The 18397-nt window shown below is 39.8% G+C and carries 20 protein-coding genes and 2 other annotated features (1 of these 22 running past the window's edge); of the genes, 19 read left to right on the forward strand and 1 reads right to left on the reverse strand.

Annotated elements, in window-relative coordinates; translation table 11 throughout:
- The 4 genes from ACIQ2D_RS16925 (at position 1) to radA (ending at position 5672) form a co-directional block, all read left to right on the forward strand.
- Positions 1–546 (forward strand): UvrB/UvrC motif-containing protein, encoded by a 546-nt coding sequence (locus ACIQ2D_RS16925; protein ID WP_402866088.1) that lies wholly within the window; start codon positions 1–3, stop codon positions 544–546.
- Positions 543–1652, forward strand: a complete 1110-nt coding sequence (gene mcsB, locus ACIQ2D_RS16930) for a protein-arginine kinase McsB (protein WP_402866090.1) — start codon at positions 543–545, stop codon at positions 1650–1652. Before ACIQ2D_RS16925 ends, mcsB begins: the two co-directional genes overlap by 4 nt.
- Positions 1642–4086 (forward strand): ATP-dependent Clp protease ATP-binding subunit, encoded by a 2445-nt coding sequence (locus ACIQ2D_RS16935; RefSeq protein ID WP_402866092.1) that lies wholly within the window; start codon positions 1642–1644, stop codon positions 4084–4086. The genes mcsB and ACIQ2D_RS16935 overlap by 11 nt, the downstream gene beginning before the upstream one ends.
- A 212-nt stretch (positions 4087–4298) precedes the next feature.
- On the forward strand, positions 4299–5672 hold the full coding sequence (radA, locus tag ACIQ2D_RS16940; protein ID WP_402866094.1) for a DNA repair protein RadA: 1374 nt from the start codon (positions 4299–4301) through the stop codon (positions 5670–5672).
- 41 nt (positions 5673–5713) lie between these two features.
- Here the strand turns inward: radA and ACIQ2D_RS16945 are convergent, their stop codons facing one another.
- A complete protein-coding gene (locus ACIQ2D_RS16945) occupies positions 5714–6367 on the reverse strand; it encodes an acetate uptake transporter (RefSeq protein ID WP_402866095.1) in 654 nt (217 codons plus the stop codon).
- Between the two features lie 301 nt (positions 6368–6668).
- Between ACIQ2D_RS16945 and ACIQ2D_RS16950 the strand changes: the two genes are divergently transcribed.
- The 15 genes from ACIQ2D_RS16950 to rplA all read left to right on the forward strand — a co-directional run bounded on the left by ACIQ2D_RS16950 (position 6669) and on the right by rplA (position 18231).
- Positions 6669–7742 carry a PIN/TRAM domain-containing protein gene (locus tag ACIQ2D_RS16950; RefSeq protein WP_402866097.1) on the forward strand — a complete coding sequence of 358 codons (1074 nt, stop codon included), beginning with the start codon at positions 6669–6671 and terminating at the stop codon, positions 7740–7742.
- An 86-nt stretch (positions 7743–7828) separates the two neighbouring features.
- Complete coding sequence (gene ispD, locus ACIQ2D_RS16955) at positions 7829–8521, forward strand: 2-C-methyl-D-erythritol 4-phosphate cytidylyltransferase (RefSeq protein ID WP_402866099.1); 693 nt, start codon at positions 7829–7831, stop codon at positions 8519–8521.
- A gap of 2 nt (positions 8522–8523) precedes the next feature.
- Positions 8524–9000 (forward strand): 2-C-methyl-D-erythritol 2,4-cyclodiphosphate synthase, encoded by a 477-nt coding sequence (ispF, locus tag ACIQ2D_RS16960; protein ID WP_402866101.1) that lies wholly within the window; start codon positions 8524–8526, stop codon positions 8998–9000.
- Between the two features lie 194 nt (positions 9001–9194).
- Positions 9195–10655: a glutamate--tRNA ligase gene (gene gltX / locus ACIQ2D_RS16965; RefSeq protein WP_402866103.1), complete on the forward strand. Its 1461-nt coding sequence runs from the start codon at positions 9195–9197 to the stop codon at positions 10653–10655.
- Between the two features lie 49 nt (positions 10656–10704).
- Positions 10705–10930 (forward strand) — a binding site (T-box leader).
- A 106-nt stretch (positions 10931–11036) separates the two neighbouring features.
- Positions 11037–11687 (forward strand): serine O-acetyltransferase EpsC, encoded by a 651-nt coding sequence (gene epsC, locus ACIQ2D_RS16970; protein WP_402866105.1) that lies wholly within the window; start codon positions 11037–11039, stop codon positions 11685–11687.
- Complete coding sequence (cysS, locus tag ACIQ2D_RS16975; protein WP_402866107.1) at positions 11684–13084, forward strand: cysteine--tRNA ligase; 1401 nt, start codon at positions 11684–11686, stop codon at positions 13082–13084. The genes epsC and cysS overlap by 4 nt, the downstream gene beginning before the upstream one ends.
- Entirely contained in the window at positions 13069–13509 is a 441-nt protein-coding gene (locus tag ACIQ2D_RS16980; RefSeq protein ID WP_402866109.1) for a Mini-ribonuclease 3, read from the forward strand. The genes cysS and ACIQ2D_RS16980 overlap by 16 nt, the downstream gene beginning before the upstream one ends.
- Positions 13509–14261 carry a 23S rRNA (guanosine(2251)-2'-O)-methyltransferase RlmB gene (rlmB, locus tag ACIQ2D_RS16985; protein WP_402866111.1) on the forward strand — a complete coding sequence of 251 codons (753 nt, stop codon included), beginning with the start codon at positions 13509–13511 and terminating at the stop codon, positions 14259–14261. The genes ACIQ2D_RS16980 and rlmB overlap by 1 nt, the downstream gene beginning before the upstream one ends.
- Before the next feature lie 2 nt (positions 14262–14263).
- Positions 14264–14776 carry an NYN domain-containing protein gene (locus ACIQ2D_RS16990; protein ID WP_402866113.1) on the forward strand — a complete coding sequence of 171 codons (513 nt, stop codon included), beginning with the start codon at positions 14264–14266 and terminating at the stop codon, positions 14774–14776.
- A gap of 72 nt (positions 14777–14848) precedes the next feature.
- Entirely contained in the window at positions 14849–15496 is a 648-nt protein-coding gene (gene sigH / locus ACIQ2D_RS16995) for an RNA polymerase sporulation sigma factor SigH (protein WP_402866115.1), read from the forward strand.
- A 76-nt stretch (positions 15497–15572) separates the two neighbouring features.
- The gene (rpmG, locus tag ACIQ2D_RS17000) at positions 15573–15719 is read left to right on the forward strand and encodes a 50S ribosomal protein L33 (RefSeq protein WP_402866117.1); all 147 of its coding nucleotides are present in this window, start codon (positions 15573–15575) and stop codon (positions 15717–15719) included.
- Positions 15720–15767: 48 nt separating this feature from the next.
- Positions 15768–15953 carry a preprotein translocase subunit SecE gene (gene secE, locus ACIQ2D_RS17005; RefSeq protein WP_402866119.1) on the forward strand — a complete coding sequence of 62 codons (186 nt, stop codon included), beginning with the start codon at positions 15768–15770 and terminating at the stop codon, positions 15951–15953.
- Positions 15954–16275: 322 nt separating this feature from the next.
- Entirely contained in the window at positions 16276–16809 is a 534-nt protein-coding gene (gene nusG, locus ACIQ2D_RS17010) for a transcription termination/antitermination protein NusG (protein ID WP_402866121.1), read from the forward strand.
- Positions 16810–16987: 178 nt separating this feature from the next.
- On the forward strand, positions 16988–17413 hold the full coding sequence (gene rplK / locus ACIQ2D_RS17015; protein WP_188227259.1) for a 50S ribosomal protein L11: 426 nt from the start codon (positions 16988–16990) through the stop codon (positions 17411–17413).
- Positions 17414–17532: 119 nt separating this feature from the next.
- Positions 17533–18231 carry a 50S ribosomal protein L1 gene (rplA, locus tag ACIQ2D_RS17020; RefSeq protein WP_402866123.1) on the forward strand — a complete coding sequence of 233 codons (699 nt, stop codon included), beginning with the start codon at positions 17533–17535 and terminating at the stop codon, positions 18229–18231.
- A 103-nt stretch (positions 18232–18334) separates the two neighbouring features.
- Positions 18335–18397: a sequence feature (ribosomal protein L10 leader region), on the forward strand (it continues 84 nt past the right edge of the window).

The raw sequence follows: 18397 nt of genomic DNA on the forward strand, positions 1-18397 counted from the left end.
ATGATTTGCGAACATTGCAAGCAGCGAAATGCTACTGTAACCGTAACACAAGTTCAGAATGGTCAAAAAGTTGAACATCATTATTGTGACGTCTGCGCATCGCAATTTCATCCATTCCATGCAGAGTTCAAGCAAGAACCAGTATCGATCCAACAACTATTATCCAATTGGTTCGGCTCCCCTACATGGCAGCAAAAAGTAGACGAAAAGCAGCAAACACAGCCTCAGACACAGACATGTTCACAATGTGGATTTACGTATAAGCAATTTTTAAAAGAAGGAAAATTCGGATGTCCTAATTGTTATGATACGTTTGAAGAACATTTACCAAAGCTCTTTAATCGCATTCAAGCAGGGTCGCAACATATTGGCAAAATGCCAGGTTCACGAAGCAATATTTTTGTCTTAAAAAAACAAATTGAAGATATTCGAAAACGTATGAAAGTAGCCGTTGACGAAGAACAATTTGAAGAAGCTGCAAAACTTCGCGATGAAGCAAGGGAAATTGAAAAACAGCTACAACTTGAAGGGGGTGATGTGTCGTGACAATCGAACGCTTTTTAGAGCGTGCAACACCCGATTGGATGCATGTAGAAGATGGCTATTCAGATATCGTCATTAGTACTAGGATTCGTCTAGCACGTAATTTAGACGGTTACCGTTTTCCACTAGCATTTTCAGAAGACGAAGCGTTACAAGTCGAGCAAGCTGTGACACATGCCGTTCAGGATAGTACAAAGCTGGATGAAAACTTTTCTTATTTTGCCATTAAAGATTTATCACTCTTACAACGGCAAATACTTGTGGAGAAACATTTAATCAGCCCGCAGTTAGCAAGTAAAGAAGTGGTGGGCTCCGTTCTATTATCATCGGATGAATCAATAAGCATCATGGTGAACGAAGAAGACCATTTACGCATTCAATGTATGACGGCAAGCTTTCAATTGCAAAAGGCATATGAGCAGGCGAATAAAGTAGATAGAGCCTTAGAAGTTTCTTTGCCGTATGCATTCCGAAATGATTTTGGATATTTAACAAGCTGTCCCACAAATATAGGAACAGGGCTACGGGCGTCTGTGATGATGCATCTTCCAGCTCTAACGTTAACTGGTCAAATGAATCAAATTATAAATGCAATGACTAGATTAGGCATGACGGTTAGAGGGATCTACGGAGAAGGTAGTGAAAATTTGGGTAATGTTTACCAAGTGTCAAATCAGATTACACTAGGTAAAACAGAGGATGACATATTAGCTGATATTCAAAGTGTCGCTGAAAAAATTATTCAAAAAGAACGACAAGCGAGAAGCAAGCTGATGGATAAGGCAGGGCTTGCTTTAGAAGATCGTATTTATCGTGCCTTAGGGACTTTAACATATGCTCGGATATTGACGAGTGAAGAAGCTGCCACTTGTTTATCTAATGTTCGATTAGGTATTGATCTGCAATTAATTAACCATGTAACAGCGGCTACAATGAATGAATGTATTGTTAGTATGCAACCAGGTTTTTTACAACATTATGCAGGTGAAACATTGCAACCTACCGAGCGTGATCGAGTGCGAGCGAAGATGCTCCGCGAGACATTATCAGAAGAAAAATTGAGTAAGTCTATGATAAGGGGAAAGGGAGAGGATTCATATGATGTTTAATCGTTTTACACAGCGTGCACAAAAGGTATTACAACTTGCTCAGGAAGAAGCTATTCGTTGGAAACACGAATCAATAGGAACAGAGCATATTTTGTTAGGGCTTATTCGTGAGGGTGGCGGAATTGCAGCGAAAGCTTTAGAAGCCATCGATATTAGCCCTCAAATGATTGAAGCGGGCATTGAGGAATTAGTGGGTAAAGGCAAAGAGGATGTTGGTCCAATCGTTCACTATACACCACGAGCAAAAAAAGTAATTGAGCTTTCTGTCGATGAATCACGTAAACTAGGTCATTCATATATTGGTACAGAGCATCTATTATTAGCGTTAATTCGCGAAGGTGAAGGGATAGCAGCTCGTGTATTAAATAATGCAGGTGTTGGGCTAAATAAAGCGCGTCAACAAGTGTTATTACTATTAGGTAATAACGATAGTACACAAAGTGGGCAACAAGCTGCACAAGCTGCCAATACACCGACACTAGATAGCCTTGCAAGAGATTTAACGCAAATTGCACGCGAAGGTACATTAGATCCGGTAATTGGACGTAGCAAAGAAATTACACGTGTTATTGAAGTACTATCACGTCGTACAAAAAATAACCCTGTGTTGATTGGTGAACCAGGTGTAGGTAAAACAGCTATTGCAGAAGGCTTAGCACAACAAATCATCAACAACGAAGTACCAGAGATCCTACGTGATAAACGAGTGATGACACTGGATATGGGGACAGTTGTTGCTGGTACCAAATATCGTGGTGAGTTTGAGGACCGTCTGAAAAAAGTAATGGACGAAATCCGCCAAGCAGGAAACGTTATTTTATTCATCGATGAGTTGCATACATTAATCGGTGCAGGTGGTGCAGAAGGTGCAATTGACGCTTCAAATATTTTAAAACCGTCCTTAGCACGCGGAGAACTACAATGTATTGGTGCAACAACGTTAGATGAATATCGTAAATATATCGAAAAAGATGCAGCTTTAGAGCGCCGCTTCCAACCAATTCAAGTAGATGAACCGACTGTTGAAGAAGCTATTCAAATTATCCATGGCTTGCGTGACCGCTATGAAGCGCATCACCGTGTGAAAATTACAGATGAAGCCATCGAAGCTGCAGCTAAAATGGGTGATCGTTATATTTCAGACCGTTTCTTACCGGATAAAGCAATTGATTTAATTGACGAAGCAGGTTCAAAAGTTCGATTACGTTCATTTGCAACACCACCAAACTTAAAAGCACTTGAAGATAAACTAGAAAATATCCGCTCGGAAAAAAATGCATCTGTTTCAAGCCAGGAATTTGAAAAAGCTGCATCCCTTAGAGATACCGAGCAAAAGTTAAAGGATGAAATTGAATCAACGCGCAAAATGTGGAAAGAAGAACAAGGTAAAGCTGAATCGAAAGTGACAGTAGATGATGTGGCTGCAGTAGTATCAATGTGGACTGGAATTCCAGTGTCAAAAATTGCGCATGAAGAATCAGCAAAACTATTACAACTTGAAGAAGAATTACACAAACGCGTTGTAGGTCAAGACGAAGCGGTAGTTGCAATTTCTCGCGCAATCCGTCGTGCAAGAGCGGGCTTGAAAGACCCAAAACGTCCAATTGGTTCATTCATTTTCCTAGGTCCTACGGGTGTAGGTAAAACTGAGCTTGCTCGCGCATTAGCGGAGGTTATGTTCGGTGACGAGGATGCGATGATTCGCGTTGACATGTCTGAATACATGGAAAAACATTCGACTTCTCGTTTAGTTGGCTCACCTCCTGGTTATGTAGGCTTTGACGATGGTGGTCAATTAACAGAGAAAGTTCGACGTAAACCATACTCAGTAGTATTACTCGATGAAATTGAGAAGGCTCATCCAGATGTCTTCAACATTTTATTGCAAGTGCTTGAAGATGGCCGTTTAACAGACTCTAAAGGCCGTGTTGTAGATTTCCGTAATACGGTTGTTATTATGACGTCAAACGTTGGTGCAGATGCATTGAAATACCAGAAAAATCTGGGCTTCAATATTGGCGGCGTAGATTCGAAGCATAAAGATATGAAAGGTACAATGCTCGAGGAATTGAAAAAAGCATTCCGTCCTGAATTCTTAAACCGTATCGATGAAATGATTGTGTTCCATTCATTAGAAAAGGGTCACTTAAAAGAAATCGTTGCAATGATGGCAAGTGCCTTAACGAAACGTCTGAAAGAGCAAGATATTACTTTAGAATTGACCGACGCTGCGCTTGAGAAAATTGCAGATGAAGGCTATGATCCGCAATATGGAGCACGCCCAATTCGCCGCGCATTACAAAAACAAGTAGAAGACCGTCTATCGGAAGAACTGCTAAAAGGTAATGTTGAGAAGGGGAACAATGTTGTCATTGATTTTATAAATGATGAATTTGTTGTTCAGAAAAAAGAGCAAGTAACGCTTTCGAAATAATTTTAAAAGACAGCTTGGCATTTGAGCCTCGCTGTCTTTTTTTGATGACATAGTTTCGAATCTACTTAAATGAATCAAAATAGCAGTGTATGATTTTGTTGTGAAGTTTACAAAGATATGAAGTATTTATTATTTCAACTGAAATTAGTAGGTGGATCTTTACTTTTCATGTACAATTTAAAATAAGAACAAATATTCGAGGAGACGAACACATGGCAAAGAAAAAAACAAAATTTGTATGCTCAGGCTGTGGCTATGAGTCAGCTAAATGGATGGGAAGATGTCCAGGCTGTGGTGAGTGGAACAAGATGGTGGAAGAAGTAGAAATGGTAGCAAAAGGACCTCGTGGGGCGTTTCAGCATTCGGCAACTGTTACACAAAAGGCATTGCCGATTATGCAAATAGAAGTGGCAGAAGAATCTCGTGTCGCAACAGAAATGAATGAGCTGAACCGCGTGTTAGGTGGTGGCATCGTGCCGGGATCGCTTGTGTTAATCGGTGGTGATCCAGGTATCGGGAAATCGACGTTGTTATTACAAGTATCGGCGCTTCTTTCAAATAAAGGGCATCGTGTGCTTTATATTTCTGGGGAGGAATCGATCCGTCAAACGAAGCTACGTGCAGAACGTTTAGGTGTTATGTCGCAGGAGCTTTATATATATTCGGAAACGAATTTAGAGTTACTAAATAAAACTATCGATGAGGTAAAACCGAAGTTTGTAATTGTAGACTCGATTCAAACTGTTTTCCATCCAGAAGTAACAAGTGCGCCGGGCAGTGTCTCACAGGTGCGTGAATGTACCGCTGAATTAATGCGTATTGCGAAAACGAAAGGCATTGCCATTTTCTTAGTTGGGCACGTAACGAAGGAAGGGCAAATTGCTGGTCCGCGTATTTTAGAGCATATGGTAGATACGGTTTTATATTTTGAAGGAGAACGCCATCATAATCATCGTATTTTACGTAGTCAGAAAAATCGCTTTGGCTCGACAAATGAGATTGCAATTTTTGAGATGTTACAGGGCGGTTTGAAGGAAGTGTTAAATCCTTCTGAGTTATTTTTACAGGAGCGTTCCCAAGGGGCAGCGGGTTCAACGATTGTCGCATCGATGGAGGGGACACGACCAATTCTAGTAGAAATTCAATCACTTGTTACACCGACTAGCTTTAACTACCCTAAGCGAATGGCGACAGGTGTAGACCAAAACCGTGTGCAATTGCTAATGGCTGTGTTAGAAAAAAGAATGGGTCTCATGTTACAAGCACAAGATGCGTATATTAAAGTAGCGGGTGGTGTAAAACTAGATGAACCGGCGATTGACCTTGCTGTTTTAACGAGCATTGTCTCAAGTTTCAAGGACCAGGCTGTACGTGCTACTGATTGTTTTATCGGGGAAGTAGGTTTGACAGGAGAAGTGCGTAGGGTATCACGTATTGAACAGCGTGTGATTGAAGCAGCAAAGTTAGGTTTTAAGCGTGTGTTTATTCCATCTTCCAATATTGGTGGTTGGGATTTTCCACAAGGTATTGAGATTGTCGGTGTTGAGACAATTAAAGATGCATTGAATATGAGTTTCCGTGATTGATAAAAAAGAGGTGTCGCCATAATGGCAACACCTCTTTTACATCACTTATGAACGGCTTGTGTAGAATGCTTTTTTTGTAAATTTTCCTCAGTAATTAAGCCAAATGGTTTGCCGAGTGGTAGGAACTCAAAGTCGAAGTGTTTATTTAATACATTTGCGCCTGCACCGTAAAGTGATAATAACGCAATCCCTAACTCTGCATAAGCCGCTAATAAATGCATACCGTGTTCCATAATGCCAAACGAGCTAAATGATAAGCCGATAAATAATAAATTAATCAAAAAGAAAATAAAGAATAATACTTTGTTTGTTTCTAGAGCGCCAATCGTCATAAACACTGTAAAGATTAAGTAGCCTAAGTAAACAACACCTAATTGACGTATGTCTGCACTAGCCTGGAGCGTTTCGCCGAATAAACCTGCTTGTACAAACCAAGACATTGCGACACCCATCCAAAATAATCCGTATGCCCCAAATGCAGTTGTGCCGAAGGTGTTGTTATGCTTCGCGTCTAAAATTGAAGCATAAAATTGTGCAATACCACCCAAGAAAATTGCCCAGGGAATAACCAAACCTAAACCTTCTGTCCAGCCAAGCTTTTGAGTTGAAGCGACAAATGTAACAATCGCCAGTCCAAATAAACCGATAGCTGATGGATCTGCTGTAGTAACTTTCACATGGTGCGTTTGAGTCATGATGATTCTCCTATCTCATGATATAATTTTTCTCGAATAAGTAGAGTTTATACTATTCATTACTTAGGAACTGCAGTATGTTAATTTTTTACCAAAATTTCGAGTTTAACGAGGGAAAAATACACATTTTTTAATGTATTTTTGCGACCTTTATTCGGGATGTTTTTGGAGAATACTGAAAGTTTCAGCATTTAAGTATCTTAAGGTTACATAAGACCTTATAAATTTGTAATGGGCTTGTAAAGCGAATTTCTAGAGAAGCTATTGTATAATAAACTCTATACTTAGGAGGTGAAAGTTTATGAAAAAATTTATTCAAATTGCCTTTTTATTGATTGGGGGAGCTTTAGGTCTCGTTTTCTTACCGCCATTATACGAATTACTTCATTTATCATCTAATCCTTGGCTTGATAATCCTTACGTATCAGTAGCTTTAGGGGCACTTTTATTGTTCACATTATCGTTTGCCGTTTCGGATTATTTTGTAAAGCTTATAGGTTGGTTGGAAGAAGTACTTTTTAAAGTCCCAGTAGGTGAGTTACTGTTTGGTACACTTGGCTTGATTATTGGCCTGATTGTGGCATATTTCTTAGGTTTTGCGATTGATAGCATTCGTTTACCAATCATTACGGAGATTTTACCAATTATATTGTCGTTTGTTTTAGGCTATTTAGGCTTCCGTGTAGGCTTTAAAAAGCGTGATGAGTTACTACAGCTATTTACACTACGTGGTAGCGCAAAGAAAAAAGGCAGTGAGCCAAATGAAGCTCCTGGCAGTTATAAGCTGTTAGATACAAGTGTCATCATTGATGGGCGTATCGCGGATATTTCTCAAACAGGCTTTATCGAGGGTGCGTTAGTCGTACCACAGTTTGTACTAACGGAACTACAGCATATTGCTGATTCCTCAGATACGTTAAAACGTACGAGGGGGCGACGTGGCTTAGATATTCTGAAAAAGCTACAGGATGAACGTATGACAAAAGTTGAAATTACCGAAGAAGATTTCGAAGATGTGCAAGAAGTGGACTTAAAGCTTGTGCGTCTAGCGAAAAAAATGGGGAATGACACGCAAATTGTTACGAATGACTTTAACTTAAATAAAGTATGTGAGTTACATCAGGTAAAAGTGTTGAATATTAACGATTTAGCAAATGCAGTTAAACCTGTCGTTATTCCTGGTGAAGATATGCAAATTGTTGTGATTAAAGAGGGGAAAGAGCACAATCAAGGTGTTGCTTACTTGGATGACGGTACGATGATTGTTGTGGAAGGCGGTCGTGGTTATATCGGACAGGCAATTAAAGTTACCGTAACGAGTGTTCTCCAAACATCTGCCGGTCGTATGATTTTTGCTAAGCCAAACGAGGATTAATGTCATCTGAGTATATAGTTGCTGTGTGCACATGAAGTGCCAGCAACATTCATATCATGTCGAATTTCATTTAGGAAGTGAACAGATTGCAGTATGAAGTAGTGCTACCTGCTGCAGGAAGCGGTAAGCGTATGGGCGCAGGTCAAAATAAATTATTTTTAAAGCTATTAGAAAAACCGATTTTAATTCACACGCTCGAAGTGTTTGAGCAAGATAGTAACTGTACAGGTATTTGGCTTGCAGTAAAACCTGAGGAGCGAGGATTTATCCAGGAGTTGCTCACAGAGTATGGTATATCAAAGGTGAAGGGCTTACCGGATGGGGGTGCTGAACGTCAGCATTCCGTCCATTCCTGCATGAAGGAGATGGATCAGGTCAATATTGTGCTTGTCCATGATGCGGCACGTCCATTTATCAGGCATGATATTATTGCTAATCTTGTACAAAGTGCGCATGATAATGGTGCAGCGATTGCAGGTGTTCGTGCGAAGGATACGATGAAGAAAGTACGTGACGGTGTCATTGAGGAAACGGTTGATCGTGAAAGCTTGTGGATGATTCAAACGCCACAAGCTTTCCGATTTGATTTGATTGCTCACGCAGAGGATGTCGCAGAAAAGGTGGGGTTCCTCGGCACCGATGAGGCGATGCTAGTTGAACGTCTTGGTCATGCGGTACATATCGTGGAAAGTAGCTATGAAAATGTTAAAATGACTACTAAAGAAGACTTAGTGTTTGGTGAAGCAATTTTACACAAGCGCAAGTTAGGAGGAAATTAATCATGTTTCGAGTAGGACAAGGATTTGACGTACATGCATTTGAAGAGGGGCGTCCATTAATTATTGGGGGAATTACAATCCCGCATGAGAAGGGCTTAGTAGGTCACTCAGATGCAGACGTATTATTACACACAGTAACAGATGCGGCACTAGGCGCAATCGGTGAAGGCGATATTGGTCGTCACTTCCCAGATACAGATCCAGCATTCAAAGATGCGGACTCTGCAAAGCTACTTCAACATATTTGGAAAATCGTTGAGGACCGTGGCTACGTACTTGGTAACGTAGATTGTACAATTATGGCGCAACGTCCTAAAATGGCACCTTATATTGAGCAAATGCGAAACCGTATTGCAGAATTACTAAATGCAGAACCTTCACAAGTAAATGTCAAAGCGACAACAACTGAGAAGTTAGGCTTTACAGGGCGTGAGGAAGGAATTGCGTCAATGGCGACGATTCTTTTAATTAAGAAGTAAAGCGGATGATCGCCGCTTTTAATTCTTATAGCGGAGTGGTAAAATGAACAAAGTCGACTGTGAACAGTCAAGCCTCTGGCAGATGTCACAGATTTCGTAAAGGAATTGACTCGAATAGTTTCGAGTCCGAAATCTGGACGCAAATACGCCGAGGCGTATTTGATATATGAACGAAAATTAGGAGGCTTTTACTTATGACGAAAGAAGTTCGCGTTCGTTATGCGCCATCTCCAACAGGTTTCTTACATATTGGTGGGGCACGTACAGCGTTATTCAACTATTTATATGCAAGACATCATAACGGTAAATTTATCGTACGTATTGAGGATACAGATATCGAGCGTAATGTAGAAGGCGGAGAAGCATCTCAGCTAGATAACTTAAGATGGTTAGGTATTGATTATGATGAATCTATTGATATCGGTGGACCATATGCCCCTTATCGCCAAATGGAGCGTTTAGATGTTTATAAAGAGCACGCTGAACAATTATTAGAAAAAGGTTTAGCTTATAAATGTTTCTGCTCATCAGAAAAGTTAGAAGCATCTCGTGAAGAGCAAAAAGCACGCGGGGTTGCGGCGCCAACTTATGATGGTACTTGCCGTCATTTATCTGCGGAAGAAGTAGCAGCAAAAGAAGCAGCCGGTGAAGCATTCACAATTCGTATGCGTGTGCCTGAAAATGTCACATATGAATTCGAAGATTTAGTACGTGGAACTGTATCATTCGAATCAAAAGATGTGGGTGACTGGGTACTTGTTAAAGCAAACGGCATCCCAACATACAACTATGCAGTAGTGTTAGATGATCATTTCATGGAAATCTCACATGTATTCCGTGGCGAAGAGCATTTATCAAATACACCAAAACAAATGATGATTTTTGATGCGTTCGGCTGGGAATACCCAAGCTACGGTCATATGACCTTAATCATTAATGAAAATCGTAAAAAATTATCAAAACGTGATGAGTCAATTATCCAATTCGTTACGCAATATAAAGACCTTGGCTACCTGCCAGAAGCAATGTTCAACTTCTTTGCATTATTAGGCTGGTCTCCAGAAGGTGAAGATGAGATCTTTTCGAAAGAACAATTCATCGAAATGTTCGATGAAAAACGTCTTTCTAAATCACCATCTATGTTCGATAAGCAAAAACTTACTTGGATGAATAACCAATACATTAAAAAATTATCGCTAGAAGAAGTGGTGGCATTAGCATTACCACATTTACAAAAAGCAGGGTTACTACCAGAGGAATTATCGGCAGAACAACGTGCTTGGGCGACTGATTTAATCGCGCTATACCATGAACAAATGAGTTTTGGTGCTGAAATCGTGGAACTTTCGAGCCTATTCTTCAACGATCATATTGAATATGATGAAGCAGCGAATGAAGTTTTAGGTGGAGAACAAGTACCTGAAGTAATGGCGGCATTTAAAGTGCAACTTGAAGCTTTAGAAGAATTCACACCAGATGCTGTGAAAGCAGCTATTAAAGCTGTCCAAAAAGAAACAGGTCATAAAGGTAAAAATTTATTCATGCCAATTCGCGTTGTAGCTACAGGTGAAACGCACGGTCCAGAATTACCAAATGCTATTTGCCTAATTGGTAAAGAAAAAACAATTGCTCGTGTAGAGAAATACGCGAAATAATAGAAAATTATTGACAATTTGTACTTTCGTTGTAAAATGAATTTACATTGAGAAAGCGTTGATAAGGAGAAGTACGTGGCGCACGCTCTAAAAGAGAGGACCATCACCGGCTGAAAGTGGTCTGAGCCTAGGTAAAACGGAATTGCACCTTTGAGCATAAAGCTGAAATTATTTAGTAGGCTTTGTCGGCTAGTCCCCGTTATAGGGCATTCGAGTGGAAGGTATCGCATATGCCTTCAATCAGAGTGGAACCGCGCAATTATAGCGCCTCTGTCATTTCTTTTTAGGAGAGATGATAGGGGCGCTTTTTATTTTTTTAAAAGCATCAAATGTAGCGGATTATTACAACGCATATCATGACAAAAAAAGGGGGATTTACTTGTGTTTAAAAGAATGAAAGAAGATGTTGCGACAATTTTTGAAAATGACCCAGCGGCGCGTAGTGTGCTTGAAGTTGTATTAACGTATTCAGGTTTACATGCTACATGGTCGCATCGCATTGCACACTGGTTCTTTAAAAAACGGTTTTATTTTATTGCACGTGTGATTTCACAGGTGAGTCGTTTCTTTACAGGTATTGAGATTCACCCTGGTGCCAAAATTGGTCGCCGCTTCTTTATTGACCATGGTATGGGCGTAGTCATCGGTGAAACATGTGAAATTGGCGATAATGTAACTTTGTATCAAGGTGTCACATTAGGTGGTACCGGGAAAGAAAAAGGAAAGCGTCACCCAACATTAGAGGATAATGTACTTGTAGCGACTGGTGCAAAGGTGCTTGGTTCGATTACAATTGGTGAGAATAGTAAAATTGGTGCCGGCTCGGTCGTGTTAAAGGAAGTACCGCCGAATTCTACGGTAGTTGGAATTCCAGGGAAAATTGTGATGAAAGATGGTATCCGTTTAGAGAAAAAATTAGATCATCAAAATATCCCTGACCCTGTGGAAGAGCGTTGTCTAGGTTTCGAGAAACAGATTGCAGTATTGCAAGAGGAAATCGGACACTTACAGAAGGAGAGAGAAAAGCATTGAGTATACAAATTTTTAACACTTTAACGAGACAAAAAGAAGCGTTTGTGCCATTAGAAGAAGGTAAGGTCAAAATGTACGTGTGTGGCCCGACGGTGTATAACTATATCCATATCGGGAATTCACGACCTGTCATCGTCTATGATACAGTACGTCGCTACCTACAATACAAGGGTTTTGATGTTAAGTTCGTATCAAACTTTACGGATGTGGATGATAAAATTATTAAAGCTGCAAATGAGCTAGGTGAGGAAGTTCATGAGTTAACAGAGCGTTTTATTGCCGCTTACTTCGAAGATGTTACAGCTCTAGGGTGCAAAAAGGCAGATGCGCATCCACGCGTTACAGAGCATATGGATGATATTATTGAATTTATTAAAGTTCTAATCGACAAAGGTTATGCGTATGAATCTGCAGGTGATGTATATTACCGTACACGTAAATTTGATGGTTACGGGAAATTGTCACACCAAGCAGTAGATGATTTAAAAATTGGTGCTCGCATTGAAGCTGGTGAGAAAAAAGACGATGCACTAGATTTTGCCTTATGGAAAGCGGTGAAACCAGGTGAGATTTACTGGGCGAGCCCTTGGGGTAATGGTCGTCCTGGTTGGCATATTGAGTGCTCGGTCATGGCGCGAGAGCATTTAGGTGATACAATTGATATTCATGCAGGTGGTCAAGATTTAACATTCCCACATCATGAAAATGAAATTGCCCAATCAGAGGCTCATAACGATAAAACGTTTGCGCGTTATTGGATGCATAATGGATACATTAATATCGATAATGAAAAAATGTCAAAATCCCTTGGTAATTTTGTACTTGTGAACGATATTCGTAAACAAATTGACCCGCAAGTTTTACGTTTCTTTATGTTATCTGTTCATTATCGTCACCCAATTAACTTTGCGAAGGATCTAGTGGATGCAGCAGCAACGGGTTTGGAACGTATTCGTACAGCTTACAATAACGTAAAACATCGTTTAACAGCAACAGCGAGTCTAGGTGATCATACAGAAGAGTGGTTGGAAAAAATTGCTGTGCAAAAAGCGCAATTTGAAGAAGCGATGGATGATGATTTCAATACTGCAAATGCTGTTTCTGTGCTATTTGAACTTGCGCGTATCGCAAATATTTACTTAAACGAAGCGAATACAGCTGAGGAAGTATTAACAGCATTTGTGGGAACTTTCGAGGTGCTTGGTGACGTCTTAGGTATTGGATTTGCTAAAGAAGATGAACTGTTAGATGAGGAAATCGATGCCCTATTACAGGAGCGTGTAGAGGCACGTAAAAACCGTGATTTCGCTCGTTCAGATGAAATCCGTGACCATTTGCAAGCGCAAGGTATCATTTTAGAAGATACACGCCAAGGCACTAGATGGAAACGAGGGTAAGTGATTTGGATAAACTCCGAAATGAAGATGTAAAACAATTAAATGCTTTAGCGCTTGCCTATATGGGTGATGCGGTTTTAGAACAAAAAGTACGTGAGTATTTATTGCGTGCTGGACGTGTAAAGCCGAATACACTGCATAAAGAAGCGACACACTATGTATCAGCGAAAGCACAGTCTATGATTGTGCATCGTATGATGGATGAGGATTTTTTAACAGAGGGAGAGTTGGCTGTGTTCCGTCGTGGACGCAATGCCAAATCTGGCTCTGTTCCTAAAAATACAGATGTTAGAACGTACCGCAATAGCTCGGGTTTCGAGGCGGTACTTGGTAGTCTATATTTATTAAATGAGCTTGAGCGTGTTTATGAAATTATTGCGTACGCTATTCAGATAATCGAGGAATCAAAAGGAGTGTCAAAATAATGGTAGAACAAAATGGTGAAATTATTGCCGGTAAAAACCCAGTGTTAGAAGCGCTTCGTTCAGGCCGCGATATGAATAAAGTATGGATTGCAGAAGGTGTAAAAAAATCAGGTGTCAACGAACTACTCGATTTAGCACGTGAACGTGGTATTATTGTTCAATTCGTTCCGAAGAAAAAGGTCGATCAGCTATCAGATGCCAATCACCAAGGAATTGTAGCTTCTGTTGCGGCGTATAGTTATGCAGAGCTAGATGATTTATTTGCAGTGGCGCAAGAAAAACAAGAGGATCCGTTCTTTTTAATTTTAGATGAACTGGAAGACCCTCATAATCTAGGTTCGATTATGCGAACTGCAGATGCGATTGGAGCACATGGTATTATAATTCCTAAGCGCCGTTCGGTTAGCTTGACGGCTGTTGTTGCGAAAGCTTCTACAGGTGCGATTGAACATGTGCCTGTAGTACGTGTTAATAACTTAGCCCAAGTTGTCGATGAATTAAAAGAGCGTGGCGTTTGGATTGCAGGTACAGATGCAAAAGGATCTGCAGATTACCGCAAAATGGACGCGACACTGCCACTAGCGATTATTATTGGTAGTGAGGGTAAGGGAATGGGCCGTCTGTTAAAAGAAAAGTGTGATTTCCTTTATCACTTACCAATGGTTGGTCATGTAAATTCATTGAATGCTTCTGTAGCTGCTGCACTCTTAATGTACGAAGTGTATCGTAAACGTCAAGAAGCGATCAAATAAGTATGAAGAACATTTTGCTTGTTGATGGCTATAATATGATTGGTGCTTGGAATGAGCTGCGCCCGCTACGGGATTCGAATTTTGAGGATGCACGTAAACGGTTAATTGAGCTTATGGCTGAATATAAAGCAGCGATGGGATGGCGTGTCATTGTCGTATTTGATGCGCATCTCTCGCCAGGTGTAGAGCAATCTTATATAGAAAATGGTGTAGAAATCATTTATACACGAAAAAACGAGACAGCAGATGAGCGGATTGAAAAGATGACGCATGATTTGAAAAGTAGACAGGTACAGATACATGTAGCAACTTCCGATATGGCAGAGCAAAGTGTGATTTTTGGTAATGGTGCTCTGCGCAAATCGGCGAGAGAACTAGAAATTGATATGGGCATTATTCAACATAAAATTTCGCATGATGTGAAACGAAAACAGGATAGTAAGCCCCCATCTCGGATTGAATTAAAGCCAGATGTAGCGATTGCTTTTGAAAAGTGGCGTCGCGATTTAAAATGAACGATTGATTGACGCATATTTTCCAATTCCGTTATACTGTTCCTAATTATCTGTTGTAGCTGAGGTGATACCATGTTTAAAAATAGTATTGTACAAGTGACACAAGATTTTGAACGATTCAATGACGAAGAACTTATTGAAATGGTGCATCAAGGTAATACAGATGCCTTAGATTTTTTAATTACAAAATATCGTTTGTTGGTGAGAGCGAAGGCAAGATCATATTTCTTGATTGGTGCTGATAAGGAAGATATTGTGCAAGAAGGTATGATTGGCTTGTACAAAGCAATACGAGATTTTAAAGGGGACAAGCTATCTTCTTTTCGTGCGTTTGCTGAATTGTGCATTACTAGACAAATTATTACAGCGATTAAGACTGCGACAAGGCAAAAACATATTCCGTTGAATTCTTATGTATCTTTAGATAAACCTATTTTTGATGAAGAGTCAGATCGCACACTTATGGATGTGTTAACAGGTGCCATTATGGATGACCCTGAAGAATTAATGATTCATAGAGAAGAATTTGGTTATTTAGAAGAAAAGATGAGTGAGATTTTAAGTGAGCTTGAATTACAGGTGTTAGGACTCTATTTAGATGGGCAATCTTATCATGAAATTTCAGCAGAGTTAAATCGTCATGTGAAATCGATTGATAATGCTTTGCAGCGAGTAAAACGAAAATTAGAGCGTCACTTGGTGCTTGAGGAAATGTCTTAACCAGTGTTAGCGCTTGTTGACAGCGAGAATATTAGGTGTTAGTCTTTAAAAGACTAACTGCCGAAAAGGTGATTAAATGGCAAAGAAAGTCGTGCTAAGTTGCGAGAAATGTAGCTCGAGAAACTACACACTTCCAGCAAAGGAAGGTTCAACTGTACGCCTCGAATTAAAGAAATTTTGCTCGCACTGCAATGAACATACAGTGCATAAACAAACGTTATAAATGATTTGTAAATAGAACAAAGATGATTTATTCGGAGGTTAGGCTAGAATGGGAAAGATTAAAAACTTTTTCAGCGACGTAATGTCAGAAATGCGCAAAACTAGCTGGCCAAAAGGTAAAGAACTGACGAAATATACTGTAGTTGTAATTTCGACTGTAGTAATCATGGCTTTATTTTTTGTGTTAGTAGATTTAGGTATTTCTAAACTATTCCGTTGGTATTTAGAACTGTAAATTTAATGAAGTGAATGTTAATACTTTTGAAAATAGCCCGTCCATTCCAATAACGGGTTTTTTCGTTTGTTTTATGAAAGAAACAGCTGTAAAATATTTTCATTATGAAGATTATGCTGTCCTAGTAAAATGAATGAAAAGCAGCTAGTGATGACTACCCATTATGCGGTGTATAGTCATCATGCTTTCGCTACTATTGGTGGAAGCTATGTTTTATTATTGAGAAATCCGTGGAAAAATTAAGATATATTTTAATTTTCATATCTATGATGATTTTCACTTTTATTTGTAAGGGAGGGACGGACGAGTAGTCCTATTTATTATGGAGAAAAATTGGTATGTTGTTCATACGTATTCAGGGTATGAGAACCGTGTAAAAGCAAACCTAGAGAAACGTGTTGAAACTATGGGGATGCAAGATAAAATCTTCCGTGTTATCGTTCCAGAACAGGAAGAAACAGAAATGAAAGACGGAAAAAAACGTACAATGATGCGTAAAGTTTTCCCAGGTTATGTATTAGTAGAACTGATCATGACAGATGATTCTTGGTATGTTGTACGTAATACACCAGGTGTAACAGGGTTTATCGGTTCATCAGGTGGTGGTGCGAAACCAACACCTCTATTACCTGAAGAAGCGGATCGTTTGTTACAGCAAATGGGCATGACAGAAAAAGTTTACGAGATGGATATTACTGTCGGTGAAGTAGTAGAGGTATTAGAAGGACCATTTGCACACTTCCAAGGACGTGTAGAAGAGATTGACACGGAAAAAGGAAAACTGAAAGTGACTGTTGATATGTTCGGTCGCGAAACGAAAATGGAACTAGATTTTGAACAAATCAAAAAACTATAAAAGATTACTACTTGCTTAACGAAATTAAAAGTGGTATCATTTCATAGGTCAGACTGTCATAAGTTTATTAGACGTCTACAATGATAATTTTAATGTTATCGGCAATTAGCTGACAGACAGATATTGAGTGGGAGGGGCAACCCAATTACCACATCACGGACTTAAGGAGGTGTGTCTCGTGGCTAAAAAAGTTATTAAAGTTGTAAAACTTCAAATTCCTGCTGGTAAAGCAAACCCAGCACCGCCGGTTGGTCCTGCATTAGGTCAAGCGGGTGTGAACATCATGGGATTCTGTAAAGAATTCAATGCGCGTACTGCTGATCAAGCTGGTCTTATTATTCCGGTTGAAATTTCAGTATTTGAGGATCGTTCATTCACTTTTATTACAAAAACTCCACCTGCAGCAGTGTTGCTTAAAGTAGCAGCTGGTATCCAATCTGGATCTGGTGAACCAAACCGTAATAAAGTTGCAACGGTTAAACGTGATAAAGTTCGCGAAATCGCTGAACAAAAAATGCCAGACCTTAACGCTGCTTCAGTTGAAGCTGCTATGTTAATGGTTGAAGGTACTGCACGAAGCATGGGTATTGTCATCGAAGACTAATCCCATTTACTTGATGATGTATTTGTTTTTGGAAGGTTGCGGAGTTTCTTTGTGAACGCGCAACCTTTATTCGTGGGAGGTAAAATCCGCTATAACCACAATCAAGGAGGAATTTTAAAATGGCTAAAAAAGGTAAAAAACTGCAAGATGCAGCAAAATTAATCGACCGTAACGTAGCATACGGCGCACAAGAAGCAATCGAACTTGCTCAAAAAACAAGCACAGTAAACTTCGACGCTACTGTAGAAGTTGCTTTCCGTTTAGGAATCGATACTCGTAAGAACGACCAACAAATCCGTGGAGCAGTAGTACTTCCAAACGGTACTGGTAAAACTCAACGCGTATTAGTATTTGCTAAGGGTGAAAAACTTAAAGAAGCTGAAGCAGCTGGTGCTGATTATGTAGGCGATGCAGAATACATCCAAAAAATCCAACAAGGTTGGTTTGACTTTGATGTAATCGTAGCAACTCCTGACATGATGGGTGAAGTTGGTAAACTTGGTCGTGTATTAGGACCTAAAGGCTTAATGCCAAACCCTAAAACAGGCACAGTTACTTTTGATGTAACTAAAGCAATCGCAGAGATTAAAGCTGGTAAAGTTGAATACCGTGCTGACAAAGCTGGTATCATCCACGCTCCAATCGGTAAAGCTTCTTTCTCTACAGAAAAACTTGTAGAAAACTTCTTAACTGTATTTGACGTTGTTCAAAAAGCAAAACCTGCTGCAGCTAAAGGTACTTACATGAAATCTGTAAATGTTACAACTACAATGGGTCCAGCTGTTAAAATCGACGCTGCTAGTGTTGTAGTAAAATAATATCTTTTATATTTATTCAACCATTGCTCTTGAGCAAAATTGAATAGTATTTAATATATAACGGTTGACAGCAATCCGTATCTTTGGTAAGATGGATGCTGTTGTGAATCATCCATTTGTACCGTAGACAGTAGGAGTGACTTGTCACTTAATGATCCTACCGAGG

This window comes from Lysinibacillus sp. NPDC097287 (assembly GCF_044761695.1).
Classification (GTDB): domain Bacteria; phylum Bacillota; class Bacilli; order Bacillales_A; family Planococcaceae; genus Lysinibacillus.

What these genes read in the sequence shown, in the direction of transcription:
- ACIQ2D_RS16925 (WP_402866088.1), top strand. Translation starts at nt 1, where the DNA reads ATGATTTGCGAACATTGCAAGCAGCGAAATGCTACTGTAACCGTAACA.
- ACIQ2D_RS16935 (WP_402866092.1), top strand. Translation starts at nt 1,642, where the DNA reads ATGATGTTTAATCGTTTTACACAGCGTGCACAAAAGGTATTACAACTT.
- radA (WP_402866094.1), top strand. Translation starts at nt 4,299, where the DNA reads ATGGCAAAGAAAAAAACAAAATTTGTATGCTCAGGCTGTGGCTATGAG.
- ACIQ2D_RS16945 (WP_402866095.1), bottom strand. Translation starts at nt 6,367, where the DNA reads ATGACTCAAACGCACCATGTGAAAGTTACTACAGCAGATCCATCAGCT.
- ACIQ2D_RS16950 (WP_402866097.1), top strand. Translation starts at nt 6,669, where the DNA reads ATGAAAAAATTTATTCAAATTGCCTTTTTATTGATTGGGGGAGCTTTA.
- ispF (WP_402866101.1), top strand. Translation starts at nt 8,524, where the DNA reads ATGTTTCGAGTAGGACAAGGATTTGACGTACATGCATTTGAAGAGGGG.
- gltX (WP_402866103.1), top strand. Translation starts at nt 9,195, where the DNA reads ATGACGAAAGAAGTTCGCGTTCGTTATGCGCCATCTCCAACAGGTTTC.
- ACIQ2D_RS16980 (WP_402866109.1), top strand. Translation starts at nt 13,069, where the DNA reads ATGGAAACGAGGGTAAGTGATTTGGATAAACTCCGAAATGAAGATGTA.
- rlmB (WP_402866111.1), top strand. Translation starts at nt 13,509, where the DNA reads ATGGTAGAACAAAATGGTGAAATTATTGCCGGTAAAAACCCAGTGTTA.
- ACIQ2D_RS16990 (WP_402866113.1), top strand. Translation starts at nt 14,264, where the DNA reads ATGAAGAACATTTTGCTTGTTGATGGCTATAATATGATTGGTGCTTGG.
- sigH (WP_402866115.1), top strand. Translation starts at nt 14,849, where the DNA reads ATGTTTAAAAATAGTATTGTACAAGTGACACAAGATTTTGAACGATTC.
- rpmG (WP_402866117.1), top strand. Translation starts at nt 15,573, where the DNA reads ATGGCAAAGAAAGTCGTGCTAAGTTGCGAGAAATGTAGCTCGAGAAAC.
- secE (WP_402866119.1), top strand. Translation starts at nt 15,768, where the DNA reads ATGGGAAAGATTAAAAACTTTTTCAGCGACGTAATGTCAGAAATGCGC.
- nusG (WP_402866121.1), top strand. Translation starts at nt 16,276, where the DNA reads ATGGAGAAAAATTGGTATGTTGTTCATACGTATTCAGGGTATGAGAAC.
- rplA (WP_402866123.1), top strand. Translation starts at nt 17,533, where the DNA reads ATGGCTAAAAAAGGTAAAAAACTGCAAGATGCAGCAAAATTAATCGAC.